Origin of the sequence: Alteromonas sp. a30 (genome assembly GCF_026788005.1) — a bacterium.
GTDB lineage: Bacteria > Pseudomonadota > Gammaproteobacteria > Enterobacterales > Alteromonadaceae > Paraneptunicella.
Window position 1 is genome coordinate 340,177 of record NZ_JABEPE010000001.1, and the last position, 14,180, is coordinate 354,356.

Annotated in this window: 11 protein-coding genes; 1 reads left to right on the top strand and 10 read right to left on the bottom strand. The window is 41.8% G+C overall.

Going from position 1 to position 14,180, the window contains the following annotated elements; translation table 11 throughout:
- Positions 1–8: 8 nt before the first annotated feature.
- Both HJG39_RS01425 and HJG39_RS01430 read right to left on the bottom strand, forming a co-directional pair.
- Positions 9–3,182 carry an outer membrane lipoprotein-sorting protein gene (locus HJG39_RS01425; RefSeq protein ID WP_268405935.1) on the bottom strand — a complete coding sequence of 1,058 codons (3,174 nt, stop codon included), beginning with the start codon at positions 3,180–3,182 and terminating at the stop codon, positions 9–11.
- A 21-nt stretch (positions 3,183–3,203) separates the two neighbouring features.
- Positions 3,204–3,644 carry a MarR family winged helix-turn-helix transcriptional regulator gene (locus HJG39_RS01430; protein WP_268405939.1) on the bottom strand — a complete coding sequence of 147 codons (441 nt, stop codon included), beginning with the start codon at positions 3,642–3,644 and terminating at the stop codon, positions 3,204–3,206.
- 223 nt (positions 3,645–3,867) lie between these two features.
- On the opposite strand from HJG39_RS01430, the gene HJG39_RS01435 reads away from it, so the two are divergent.
- Entirely contained in the window at positions 3,868–4,662 is a 795-nt protein-coding gene (locus HJG39_RS01435) for a hypothetical protein (RefSeq protein ID WP_268405941.1), read from the top strand.
- Positions 4,663–4,733: 71 nt separating this feature from the next.
- Here the strand turns inward: HJG39_RS01435 and pyrF are convergent, their stop codons facing one another.
- From pyrF to gyrA, 8 genes are all read right to left on the bottom strand, one after another.
- Positions 4,734–5,432 (bottom strand): orotidine-5'-phosphate decarboxylase, encoded by a 699-nt coding sequence (gene pyrF / locus HJG39_RS01440; RefSeq protein ID WP_268405943.1) that lies wholly within the window; start codon positions 5,430–5,432, stop codon positions 4,734–4,736.
- A gap of 2 nt (positions 5,433–5,434) precedes the next feature.
- Positions 5,435–6,604, bottom strand: a complete 1,170-nt coding sequence (lapB, locus tag HJG39_RS01445) for a lipopolysaccharide assembly protein LapB (RefSeq protein WP_268405946.1) — start codon at positions 6,602–6,604, stop codon at positions 5,435–5,437.
- Entirely contained in the window at positions 6,605–6,868 is a 264-nt protein-coding gene (locus tag HJG39_RS01450; RefSeq protein WP_268405948.1) for a LapA family protein, read from the bottom strand.
- A 160-nt stretch (positions 6,869–7,028) separates the two neighbouring features.
- Positions 7,029–7,316, bottom strand: a complete 288-nt coding sequence (gene ihfB / locus HJG39_RS01455) for an integration host factor subunit beta (protein WP_268405951.1) — start codon at positions 7,314–7,316, stop codon at positions 7,029–7,031.
- A 97-nt stretch (positions 7,317–7,413) separates the two neighbouring features.
- The gene (gene rpsA / locus HJG39_RS01460) at positions 7,414–9,087 is read right to left on the bottom strand and encodes a 30S ribosomal protein S1 (RefSeq protein ID WP_268405953.1); all 1,674 of its coding nucleotides are present in this window, start codon (positions 9,085–9,087) and stop codon (positions 7,414–7,416) included.
- Positions 9,088–9,181: 94 nt separating this feature from the next.
- A complete protein-coding gene (gene cmk / locus HJG39_RS01465; protein ID WP_268405956.1) occupies positions 9,182–9,880 on the bottom strand; it encodes a (d)CMP kinase in 699 nt (232 codons plus the stop codon).
- Between the two features lie 88 nt (positions 9,881–9,968).
- Complete coding sequence (gene aroA / locus HJG39_RS01470) at positions 9,969–11,255, bottom strand: 3-phosphoshikimate 1-carboxyvinyltransferase (protein ID WP_268405957.1); 1,287 nt, start codon at positions 11,253–11,255, stop codon at positions 9,969–9,971.
- 112 nt (positions 11,256–11,367) lie between these two features.
- Positions 11,368–14,073 carry a DNA topoisomerase (ATP-hydrolyzing) subunit A gene (gyrA, locus tag HJG39_RS01475; RefSeq protein WP_268405960.1) on the bottom strand — a complete coding sequence of 902 codons (2,706 nt, stop codon included), beginning with the start codon at positions 14,071–14,073 and terminating at the stop codon, positions 11,368–11,370.
- Positions 14,074–14,180: the final 107 nt, after the last annotated feature.

The window sequence follows — 14,180 nt, forward strand, 5'->3', positions numbered from 1 at the left end:
TGACTCGCTTACGACTTTTTCATCGATCTTTTGTTAAAACGTCCGTCATTAATGACTGTTTTATAATCTAGGTTGGAAAACTCAAAGCGAGAATAGTGACCCGTCTTATGATTTTGTACCTCAACTTGATGCTTGGACCAAACACCTTCTACTTTGCGAATTTCGGTTGCGACATAGGTTCGTAGCGGCCGACCTTTTCGGTCTTCGTAGTCGACCCTAACAATAATCCAGTTAACAGGGTTAACCCATAGAATACTTTTACCAAACCCTAATTCCCTCTCAATATCTTCACTTTTGGGAATCGCTTGAATTTTAATTGCCTTAATTTGATCATCGCCTAGTTTAACGTGCTCAAGGCCGTGCAAAGTGAAATCGTAATCGGCAATCTCAATTTTTCCGGATTTTTTAATATCTTCATACGTAAAATCAGTGCCAAGAAAATAATCGCCTCTATCCGACGAAGATATGCGGCGTACCTTCCGTAAGGAAGGCAGATATAACCATTGATCATCTTCTCTGTCAGTTTCCTTGTAGTCATAAGTCAAGAAACTTGTACCATCAACATTGGCAGGGCTTTTAAAGACGAGAAAGGTTCGTCTTTCTCCCTCAAAGTTTTTACGATAGGCGAGAGCTTCCCGCATTCTAGCAGTGCCATCTTTATTAACCATGGTCATCTTTAAATTAGAAATGACGTGCTTGCCTTCATCAACACTATCGACCTTCTGCATCACTTGTTCGACCGTCATATCCAGTTCAACAGCATCAGACGAACGACTGTAACCCCAAAGCCCCATGCCCAATAACGCAAACACAACAAGCCCTCGTGCATACCCAGCTTTCACTGCATGGTTGTTGACGGCTTCCTTCTTTTTCGTGAAGAAAAAGCTTGGTTTAAAAAACAACACAATGGCGGGAATAAGCGTTATAGAAGCAAGGAAACTCATAGAAACAGCGAGTACAACAATGATGCCAAAGTTATTCAGTGGAACTACTTTGGAAATAATCAGCACACCAAAACCAAAAGCAATTGCCAAGTAATTAAATAACAGAGCCCTACCCGTACTTGGATAAAGTTCATAAATGGCGTTTTTAATGTCCCCATCGGTATGACTAAGCAAGGTTTTTAAGCGGTCAATAGTGTGTATGGCAAAATCAACACCTAAACCAATAGCAACCGATGCAAACATGGAAGTACCAATGCCAAGGTCGACCCCCCGTAGCACCATAGCGGCGTAGACCACCATAATTGAACAAGCAACGGGCAATATTGATAAAGTACCTGCAAACAAAGAGCCAAAGAGCAATGACGAAACAATCAATACACAGGTTAACGCTAAGGTCACACTTAAAATATGACTATCACCGAGATCTTTAATCCAGTGATAGTTAACCGTTACTCTCCCACTTAAATTCGCGGAGACTTTAGAGTTTGTAAAATGTTGTTTGATATACGCCTCAAGAGCTTCCACTACCGGCTTGATTGTCACAAACTCTGAAGTATCCAAGTGTAAGCGAATATTCGCTAGTCGATAATCATAGTTAATCAAATTGTCGAAGTCGGTGGGAGCGCTACTCGCGGAGTAAATTAGGAAATATTGAGCAACCTGCTCTTTTGTTTCTGGCAACTTGTAATAATCTTGTTTGCCTTCATTCAGCGACTTATTCATTTGTTTTAAATAGTCGACAACCGACATCGAACCGTTGATATGAGGTAAGCTTTCAGCGTATGCCTGTAAAGCCTCCATGTGGCGCAATACATCGGTGTTAAAAATGCCATCTCTAACCTGTGTTTCAATCACTATATCAATGGTGTTGGTCCCATCCATATATCGATTAATGGCTTTGTCTGCTTGATACAAAGGTTCATCGGTATGGAATGAGTCAATGCGATTTTCGTTTACTACTAGTTCTTGACTCAATCGCAGGCCGACAACCGCTAAACAAGCAAATAGCAGAATCGTAATGGACGGTTTCGCCATTGCAATACGCCCAAAGAGCATCATTATTTTTGCAAAAATGTCGTTACGGCTCTGGCTCTGTAATTTGATCCATCTTTTACTTACTTTCGGCTTCGTTAGTGTAATAAGTGCGGGCAAAACGAATATAGAATATGCCCACGCAACAAATACACCAATAGCAGTGAACAAACCAAAATACTCAAATGGAGGCATATAAGCTGCGACATATAATCCTAAAAAGCCCGCCATTGTTGTGACGGTAGTCAGTGTAATAGGCTTCCACATTACGGATACAGCCTCTTCAATACACTCTTTTGCCGTTTTATCTGGATATTTCGCCTGACATTCGTAGTAATGAGAAAAAATATGAATCGAATCGGCGACTGCTATGCCTATCAAGATAACCGGCATTGCATTGGTAATGACATAAAACGGCACGCTATTAAACGACATCATGCCAACAGTGATAGCGATTGCCGCGAAGATGACAAAATTTCCTAAGAGTGCTGGCAATATCTTTCTAAATGCCACGATTAGCATTAAGGTTATTGCTAACAAGCCTAAAGGATTTAAACGACTCGCATCTTGGTCAATATAGTGACTCAAATAACCAAGTACCGCCCCTTCTCCTGCCACATGAATTTTTACGCCCGCTGGCCGCTTGGCCGATTCAGTTAGTGCCATTACTTTTTCATAGGTATCTTGCGCGATGTCGTTATCCATCAATTCAATAACGATTAGTACCATTTTCCCATCATCGGCAACTAATGTGCCGTCATAGAGCGGAAAATCTTTGATGGCTTGCCGCATCGCTTGAGAGCCTCGCTCATCGAACACGTTAAGAAAGGGTTCAACTTCTAATCCCTCTCTTGTTCCAACAATATTTTTTGCCAATGTCAGGCTAAGGGTTTTATCTTCATTAACGTTTTGAATAGCGTTAACGCCGCGCGTCAATTCGTCAATTAATGCCAATGTATTGGGGCTATAAACCCCTGCCGCACTGCGGTCTTCAATAGCGACGACGATTGGATCTGACAGGCCAAATATTTCTTTTACCTTGTCTTTATAAACCAGCACAGGATTTTGAGGAGAAAGGAAAGCATCGGCTCGAGTGTCTTTATGCAATTTTGTTAATCCAATTGCAAAAACAACCACAAAGAAAATACCGATAAGCAAACTCGTCCACGGGCGCTGGATTCCTGTCATTAAGAAAGAATATTTCATTATTACTCCTTGAGGTAATCCTTAAACGAACCCTTGAATTTTTCTGTCTTTTAATGAAACCAGATTATCCGATACATCAAAAAGTTGACTGCTCAATTTTTCACCTAATTGCTGGTAAACCTCCTCTTGAGCCTTATTCCACCGCTGCAAAGCTTGCAGATAAAGCGATTTACCTTTCTCTCCCAAAGACAATAGTTTCACACGTTGATCCTGTTCACTCGGGTGACTTTCAACATAACCAGCCTTAACGAGCGACTTTAAATTACGAGTTAACGTGGTTTGGTTAATGATTAGCTTCTTCTCAAGAAGGTTATGCGGACTTGCGGGGTAGTACCACAAACAACGAAGTATTGAAAATTGAGTGATCTTGATACCAAGTTCTCTTAGGTATGCATCATAATAATTTGTCAACATCCTATCAGCTTGTCTTAATTTAAGGTGAAAACAAATTTCTTTACCCATTGGATAATCCCTTTATACACATGATTTTAAGCGCCAAAATAAAGACCCTAAACAATATTACATGCATATGAATGCAGTTCAACCTTCTAGATAATTTTTGAAATAATTATTTATCCTTGATGTCTATTTTAATCGTGATTTAACTGTAATATAAAAAATACATATTCTTTTTGAAAACGCACTCTACACGTTTGTTATCGACTTTTAAAAATAGGCCAATCCTATGGAAAACCTCAATACAACCAGCATGTTCGTTCTAGAGCTGCTTCAACACTTTAATCGCCTCTCTGAAGGCAATCTGAGTTTTAAGCACCCTTTTTCATTCCAAACGATCTCGGGTATAAAAAGTATCGGAACGTTATCAGAACTAATACAAGCTCCGACACAGAGTATTCGGCAAACTCAAAGCTTTTCAGATGAATCCGTCGCTGCTATTTGCTGGGAGGTATTTATTGGCAATAGTAAAGTTCAAGGTGTTACAGCTTTGGTTCGATACCCACAAGGCAGCGAAGTTCGTATTATGTTGAATTCTTTTCCTGCAACGCGTTTATGGAGAGATGAAGTGTATCAACTATCGTCTCATTACATGAATATGGCAGATTGGACGCTCCCCGCTAATACAGACACCAGCACCCCCGAGTACGATCCTTCTGAAACACTTGACCCCAAGCTTCCTCCTGGGATTGAACTTGCCGATGACGTTATATTCGAAGCGCCAATCGTTTCAAAAGGGCTTCAAGGAATCAAGACTGTAACAACGGCCATAGGGCACGCTTCTGCTGTGTACGGTCCAAGAGATTACGAACATAAAACAATGTCAGGCGCTTGTCTCTTAAGTTTATGGAATGTATCTGTATCGGGACTACGTATAGAAGCAGCTAACTTAATTCAATTTAATACTGAGAAGAAAGTAGCAAAAATGACGGTTTCATTTCAGCCTTGGCCCGCAATTAAGTTATTCCACGATAGGATGCGTGTTAGAACACAGTATTTCTTAAGTTCGGACTATTTTGAGTAGACTAAAGTTTTAATATTTAGGAAAAAGTAGCAGAACCAAAGTCGATCTTCAGTTCTGCCTTAACGAGAAAATTACAACAAAGACTGATTTATATCGGCCAATGTACTCACAGGATCGGAGGATTGGGTTACAGGACGACCAATCACTAGATAATCAGAACCTGCTTTTACCGCATCAAGTGGCGTCATAATGCGAGTTTGATCATCGTTTTGACTGCCTTCAGGGCGGATACCTGGGGTAACAAGACAGAAATCAAGCCCACACAAAGATTTCACTGCATGGGCCTCCTGAGCAGAACAAACAATGCCATCTAAGCCACAGTCTTGAGTCAATTTAGCCAATTTTAGGACTTGCTGTTCTGGAGACAAGTCAAAACCCACGGCACGCATTTGCTCTGCATCCATACTGGTTAACATCGTCACTGAAATTAACTTAGGCCGACTTCTGGATGAAGATTCAAGCGCTTCTCGAGCAGCTTGCATCATTTTAGGCCCACCAGAAGCATGAACATTGACCATCCACACTCCCAAATCTGATGCTGCTTTACACGCCTTAGCAACTGTATTTGGAATATCGTGGAATTTTAAATCTAAAAACACATCGAACTGGCGATCAACCAGCGACCTCACGAAGTCGGGCCCAAAATGCGTGAACATCTCTTTGCCAACTTTTAATTTACACATTTCCGGCGTCAGCTTAGAAACGAAATTCAATGCATCGACTTTTTCATTGTAGTCTAACGCCACTATTATCTTTGCTTCGGTATTCATTATTACTCCCCATCAATACCTTTTATCGGCTTCATTGATCCCCAATTTTTACAAGAAGGACATAACCAATGAATTTTTCTACCAGAAAAACCACAACTGCCACATCGATAGGTTGGACGCTGTTTAAGCTGCTGTTCAACAAGCTTCTGCAATGTCGACAAACTATTTTTGTCTTTCTGCAATTCTGGCGCTTTCTCGTATAGCGCTAATAAAGACTGGAAACCCCGCATCGTTGGTGTGGTTTCTAATTGTTCTAACAAAAACTCAATAGCATCCTCAACCGATGCCTTAGCTGCTAACAAATCCACTTTAGCAAGATAAGCCGTTGCGCAGAGACCGGAGTAGCTCTCTAATTCTTTTTCTAGCACGCTTACATCGCCCGATAAGGAGGCAACCTTTTGCAGTAAAGGAACGGCTTCGCTAAACCAACTAACATCTCTAAGTGGGATTTGTTCTAAATAGTGATTTGCGCTTTTATAATCGCCCTGTGAAATAGCCATCTCAGAAAGCATTAACCATGGCCGCACGGAATGCTCATCTGCGTTGATTGCCTTTTGAAGATACTTTTCGGCTTGTGTATTTTCTTGTAATTTGAGTAAACCTTGTGCCCTTTCACAGTAAAAATGAGAAATGCACTGACACAATTCCTCGGAATCCCCATGATTGCCCATCATGCTTTCCGCTAACTCAATTGCTCTGTCCCATTCTTTGGTTGTTTGATAAATTCCGAAAAGTTGCAATTGAGCTTGAACATAATAGTCCCGACTGGTTAACAACTGAAGAAAAGTGCTTTCTGCTCTTTCTAAAAATCCGGCTAACGCGTAGTCTCTGCCAAGTTCGAACAATGCGGTTTCTTTTGCCGTTGACTCTATTCCATCACGAGAAACAAGTGTTTGATGAATCTTAATCGCGCGATCTAATTCACCTCTATGGCGAAAGAAGTTACCCATAGAGACATGGGTTTCTGCGTTGGCAGTATTCACATCAATCATTTTGATTAATGTATCGACCGCTTTATCTGGTTGATCTGATAAAAGAAAGTTAAGGCCTTTGAAATAATGCTTGGAAAGAATACTAGAAGATTTTCTTTGTGCTTGTCGCACACTATTCCGCCCCATTACCCAACCATAACCGGCAGCCACTGGAAGCAACAAGAACAACAATTCAAGCATTTAGTTAACTGGATGTTTGTTTAAATTTTTGAGCTTTTTATCTAGGGATGAAATTTTCATTCTGAGTTTCAAACTGAAAAGCCCCCAAACAGCAGACGCCAGTATGACACCAACGATAAAGCTCAACGCTATTAATACGGCCAATGTGAAGGAGTGTGTCCCCCAGAAGTAATCCAACATGACTACGCCTGTATTATTAGCGCCAATAATAATGGCACCGACAAGCACAGTTAGCGAGATAACAATAAGAAAAAACAGCGTCAAAGTATTTCCCCTTAAACGACAAATAGAAGGCTAGCTTAGATGGTAATTCTACGCGTAAATCTATATGGAAACGACTCTTTCAACAAGCCAAATTTAAGGACAACACAATAACAAAAACGGCACCCTAATTGGAGTGCCGTTCTAAAGTTTTTAAATCTGATTATTGGTCAACGCCATTAACACGTTCCCGCAATTCTTTGCCGGGCTTAAAATGAGGGACATACTTCCCATCCAATTTAACAGACTCGCCCGTTTTAGGGTTTCGTCCTACTCTTGGAGCGCGATAATGCAGAGAGAAACTACCAAATCCCCTAATTTCAATTCTTTCCCCTTTTTGTAGGGTTTGTGCCATTTGCTCAAGAATCTCCTTAACAGCAATTTCAACATCTTTTGCCTGCATATGCCGGGCTTTTGCGGCCAATCGCTCGATAAGTTCTGATTTGGTCATGTAAACCTCTTCGTCAACCGGAAATAATCTAATTACTTACAATTAAAAAAGGGGTGAATAATCACCCCTTTATACTATAAGCATAGCAGCGAAGTGCTTATTCTTCTCCCTTCGCAGCTTTGAAAGCTTCAGCCATTGCATTTGAGAAGCCAACTTCTTCAGTTTTGTTGACTTTAGCCATCGCTTCTTTCTCTTCTGCTTCGTCCTTAGCACGTACAGAAAGGTTAATAATGCGGTTCTTACGATCAACGCCTGTATATTTAGCTTCGATCTCATCACCTTCATTAACTACTGTAGTTGCATCTTCAACACGCTCACGAGCAAGATCCGCTACACGAATGTAGCCTTCAACTTCTTCAGCTAGCTGTACGGTCGCGCCTTTCGCATCAACAGAGATAACCTTACCAATAACAATAGCACCTTTCTTTTTATCTGTCAGATACTTATTGAATGGATCTTCGTCAATTTGTTTAACGCCTAAAGAAATACGCTCGCGCTCTGCATCGACTTGTAGAACAACCGCTGTGATTTCGTCACCTTTCTTATAGTCACGAACTGCTTCTTCGCCAGTTTTGTTCCAAGAAATGTCAGACAAATGAACTAAGCCATCGATGCCGCCATCAAGACCGATGAAGATACCAAAGTCGGTAATTGACTTAATCTTACCAGTGACTTTGTCACCTTTGTTGTAAGACTTAGCAAACTCTTCCCAAGGATTAGCAATGCACTGTTTCAAGCCTAGTGAAATACGGCGACGTTCTTCGTCGATTTCAAGAACCATAACTTCCACAGTATCACCCAAGTTAACCACTTTAGATGGGTGGATGTTTTTGTTAGTCCAATCCATTTCAGAAACGTGAACTAGACCTTCAACGCCTTCTTCAACTTCAACGAAGCAACCGTAGTCAGTTAGGTTGGTAACTTGACCTGTTAGCTTAGAACCTTCTGGGTAACGAGAAGCAATTCTCTCCCAAGGATCGCTGCCCATTTGCTTCATACCAAGAGAAACACGAGACTTCTCTTTGTCGAACTTCAATACTTTAACGTTGATTTCATCACCAACGCTTACAATCTCACTTGGGTGCTTAACGCGTTTCCAAGCCATATCAGTGATGTGTAACAAGCCATCTACGCCGCCTAAATCAACGAACGCACCATAATCAGTAAGGTTCTTAACGATACCTTTAACTTCTACGCCTTCATCTAGGGCTGCTAAGAATTGCTCGCGTTCTGCACTGCTTTCTTCTTCGATAACAGCACGACGTGAAACAACAACGTTGTTACGCTTAGCATCTAGCTTGATTACTTTAAATTCTAGTTCTTTACCTTCAAGGTGAGTAGTATCGCGAACAGGGCGAACGTCAACCAATGAACCCGGTAGGAATGCACGAACTGCGTTAACTTCAACTGTGAAGCCGCCTTTAACTTTACCGTTAATGATACCAGTAACTGTTTCTTTCTCTTCGTAGGCTTTTTCTAACTCAACCCAAGCTTCATGGCGCTTAGCTTTTTCACGAGAGAGGATAGTTTCACCGAAACCGTCTTCAACAGCATCAAGAGCAACATCCACTTGATCGCCAACTGCGATTTCTAATTCGCCTAGAGTATTTTTAAATTGTTCAGCAGGAATAGCACTTTCTGATTTTAAGCCAGCATCCACCAAAACAATGTCTTTATCGATGGAAACTACAGTACCGCGAACAATGGCACCTGGACGTGTTTCTAATTCTTTTAGGCTTTCTTCAAAAAGTTGAGCAAAATTTTCAGTCATAATTAAGTTTTAAATGTCAGTCCACCGCAATCCATCACAAGTGGGGTAGTTAAATAAAAGCGCCGTCTTCCTTATTTGGCACTCACAGTAGATGTTAGCTTTTTAGCTTCCCATCGATTAAAATTTCTATTTTTTCAAGAACTTGCTCTATCGACAAGTCCGTTGAATCAATTAGTATTGCGTCTTCGGCCGGTACTAACGGCGCCACCGAACGACTCGAATCCCGCTCGTCTCGCGCTTTTATATCGGTTAAAAGGCGCGCTATGCTAACATCACGCCCGGAGTCTTGCAAGATTCCAGAATTCAGTAACTGATTATAGCGACGCTTAGCGCGTTCTTCTGCCGAGGCGGTCAAAAAGAACTTTACATCTGCATTTGGAAATACAACCGTACCCATATCCCGTCCATCGGCAACCAAGCCGGGCACTTCTTTAAAGGCACGTTGTCGGCGCAATAAAGCCTCTCGAATTCGAGGTAACGAAGCGATTTGTGAAGCAGACTTACCCACTTCTTCTTCTCGAATGGCAAAGGTGACATCTTCCCCTTCAAGCACCACTCGAGGTTGCCCCTCTTTTGTGGTCTCGAAGTTCACATCTAAACTTGATGCCAAAGGCACTAATGCGTCTTCGTCATCCGTTGATATGTGGTGATGCATGGAAGCTAATGCGAGTACCCGGTAGATAGCGCCGCTATCTAAAAAATGCCATCCTTTCTTCTTTGCCAGTGCTTGACTGATAGTCCCTTTACCAGCTCCACTGGGGCCATCAATTGTCACTACCGGTGCTTGCTGCATATTGTCTCCACATATGTTTTGCCCGAAAAAAACGGCGCAATTATACGCCGTTAGTATTTAGGTGCAATGACGGAATGTTTAAATTTCATTAAACCTTATAGCTAATTGTCTCAAAGCGCTGAAAATAATCCGGGAACGTTTTTGATGTACACTTGGGATCATTAATAATTACTGCCGTATTACTCAACGCGACTAAAGAAAAACACATTGCTATACGGTGATCATTGTAGGTGTCAATTTCGGCTAATTGAATTTGTTTAGGCGGCGTAATTTCAATAAAGTCATCCCCCTCAACAACATCAGCTCCCACTTTACGTAGCTCTGTCGCCATCGCATTAAGTCTATCAGTTTCTTTTACACGCCAATTATAAATATTACGAATTGCCGTTGTACCTTCAGCGAATAAGGCAGCCGTAGCAATTGTCATTGCGGCATCAGGAATATGGTTCATATCCATATCCACCGCTTTAAGCGGCGCACCTGTTACCTTGATGTAACTATCGTCCCACTCAATTTTTGCTCCCATAGCTTCAAGCACTTCAGCAAATTGAATATCCCCCTGAACACTACTTTTACCAATGCCTGTGACTTTGACCTCGCCCCCCTTTATTGCGCCAGCGGCCAAAAAATAAGAAGCCGATGATGCATCACCTTCAACCATGTAACGACCCGGAGAGCAATACTGCTGGTTTCCCTTAATTCGGAACACCTGATAGTTGTCATTTTCAACGACAACACCAAAAGCCTTCATAATATGCAAGGTGATATCGATGTAAGGCTTAGATACCAATTCACCAACAACATAAATTTCTGTATTCCCTTCAAAAAGAGGCGCAGCCATTAATAATGCAGTGAGAAACTGACTCGATACACTGCCATCAATATTGATTTTTCCGCCTGTTAAGGGCTTACCTAAAATATTCAGAGGTGGATAATCTTTATTTTTCTGATAGTCAATTTGAGCGCCTGCTTGAGCTAAAGCATCAACTAATGAACCTATTGGACGCTCTTCCATTCTGGGCTCACCCGTGAGTTCAAATGTACCATTCGACGTTGCCAATACTGCACATAAAGGCCTCATTGCTGTGCCTGCATTTCCTAAGTACAAGGTTTGCGCCGCATCAACATTAAATCGGCCCCCTATCCCCTCGACAACGCACTCCGTTTTATCAGATGACAACTCATAACTCACGCCCAACTGCTTTAAAGCAACCAACATATGGCGAATGTCGTCACTGTCTAGAAGGTTAGTAACACAGGTTGTGCCTTTCGCTAGTGCAGCTAATAATAACGCCCGATTCGACAAGCTTTTTGAGCCCGGCACATTTACTTCTCCTGAAACTTTTAAGATCGGCTCTAAGCGTAATTGTTCCAAAATTGCTTCCTTCTAATAACAGTTTTGACAATGGTCTAAAAACAAAAGTCCCCCAATAAAGGGGGACTCGACTTATCAACAAAGCGCCCTTCAATCAGGCACTAGATTATTCTTATTCGATATCTTCAGCGTTATCCGAAGAACCTTCACTGGTACCTTCAACGTTTGTCTCTGCTGAATCAATAGTCGCTGACTCATCCCCTTCTAGGGCATCGTCACCAACTAATTCAGCTTCAACTTCTTCAATTCGCTGAAGTCCAACAACTTGCTCTTGATCACTGGTTCTAATCAGAGTAACGCCTTGAGTATTCCGACCAATAGTCGAGACTTCATTAACGCGAGTCCTAACCAACGTACCTTGATTAGAAATCAACATAATTTCATCATTTTCATCAACTTGAACAGCGCCAACAACTTTACCATTTCTTTCTGTCACTTTGATGGAAACAACACCTTGTGTTGCCCGACTCTTAGCAGGGTATTCCTCCAGAGGCGTACGCTTACCGTAACCATTCTCAGTAACAGTTAAGATGTCACCATTCTCATTCGGTACAATCAAAGACACAACTTTCTGACCATCTTGCATCTTAATACCACGGACACCCGTCGCATTTCGTCCCATTGGACGTAACGCCAACACTTCTTCACCCGTTTCTGGATCAAGCTTTACTGCGCCAGTTTCAGAATCTTTGACTTTCTCATTAAAGCGTACCACTTTCCCCGCGTCTGAGAATAACATGATGTCACTTTCACCGTCGGTCAAGTCTACGCCAATAAGCTGATCCCCTTCATTTAGATTCACGGCAATAATACCGCTCGAACGAGGTCTTGAATACTGTGCTAGAGAAGTTTTCTTTACTGTTCCATTCGCTGTCGCCATTAACACAAACTTGCCTTCTTCAAATTCTTGAATCGGCAATATAGCGGTAATTCGCTCGTCATCTTGCAACGGTAAAATATTAACTATTGGCTTACCCCGTGCACCACGGCTGGCAAAAGGAAGTTGATAGACTTTCAGCCAATATAAACGGCCTCGGGTAGAGAAACATAAAATATGGTCGTGGGTATTTGCCACCAACAACCGCTCAATGAAATCATCATCTTTCATCTTCGTGGCAGACTTACCTTTACCACCACGGCGCTGAGCCTCATACTCAGAAAGCTTCTGATATTTGACGTAACCTTCACGAGATAAGGTCACAACCACATCTTCTCGCTCAATCAAATCTTCAATATCAATGTCATGAGAGGCTGCCGTAATCTCTGTACGGCGAGCATCGCTATATTCATCACGAATTGCGATTAACTCTTCGCGAATCACTTCTAGTAAGCGCTCTGGGCTACCTAAGATGTGTAATAATTCAGCGATTAAATCAAGTAACTCTTTATACTCTGCAAGAATCTTATCGTGTTCTAAGCCCGTTAACTTATGTAGGCGTAGATCCAAAATAGCTTGCGCTTGAGGCTCTGTTAAAAAGTATTTGCCATCACGAATACCAAATTCTGGCTCCAACCAGTCTGGGCGAGCGGCATCAACACCGGCTCGTTGCAACATGTCAGCAACATTCCCCAAGTTCCACGCTTGAGCAACTAAGCCTTTTTTAGCCTCTGCTGGGCTTGGAGAAGCTTTTATCAATTCAATGATTGGGTCAATGTTGGCAAGAGCAACGGCTAAACCTTCTAGGATATGTGCACGTTCTCTTGCCTTACGCAGTTCATAAACCGTTCTGCGTGTAACCACTTCACGACGGTGTAAAACAAACGCTTCAAGTAACTGCTTAAGATTAAGTGTTTTAGGTTGACCATTATCAAGAGCAACAATATTGATACCAAATACCGTTTGCAACTGCGTATTGGCGTACAAGTTGTTTAACAATACTTCCGCAGACTCTGAACGCTTAACCTCAACAACTATACGCATACCGTCTTTGTCGGACTCATCACGTAAAGCTGATATGCCTTCAATACGTTTTTCTTTAACCAGTTCCGCAATTTTCTCAATTAAACGGGCTTTATTAACTTGATACGGAATTTCGGTAACAACAATAGTTTCTTTACCATTATCTTCCGTTTCAATCTCTGCACGGGCACGCAGATAAATTTTCCCACGTCCTGTACGGTAAGCATCATCAATGCCTTTACGCCCACTGATCATCGCAGCAGTTGGGAAGTCGGGGCCAGGAATAAAGGCCATCAGTTCATCAATGGTAATTTCTGGATTATTGATAAGTTCAATACAGCCAGTAACAACTTCCCCTAAGTTATGAGGAGGAATGTTCGTTGCCATACCAACCGCAATTCCCGACGAACCATTTACTAATAAGTTAGGCACTTTGGTAGGTAAAACATCTGGAATTTGCTCTGTACCGTCGTAGTTCTGTACAAAATTAACGGTTTCTTTATCGAGATCGGCTAAAAGCTCATGAGCAATTTTAGCCATTCTAACTTCGGTATAACGCATTGCAGCGGCAGAATCACCGTCTACTGAACCGAAGTTACCTTGTCCATCAACAAGCATATAACGCAAGGAGAAAGGCTGGGCCATGCGAACGATAGTATCGTAAACGGCAGAATCACCGTGGGGGTGATATTTACCAATAACATCCCCGACAATCCTTGCTGATTTTTTATAAGGCTTGTTGAAGTCATTTTTCAATTCATTCATAGCGAACAGAACACGACGATGCACTGGCTTCAAGCCGTCACGCACATCGGGAAGCGCCCTACCCACGATTACACTCATCGCATAATCTAAGTAGGAGTTTTTAAGCTCTTCTTCAATATTTATAGGAAGAATTTCTTTGGCGTTATCAGTCATACACTGCCTTGTTTTTATTATCTCTACTTGCTTCGGATACCGCGTTGAGGAAATCGGTTCGAAACTTATTAGGACTATTTAAAATTAGCCAAACCGCAAAACGAAAA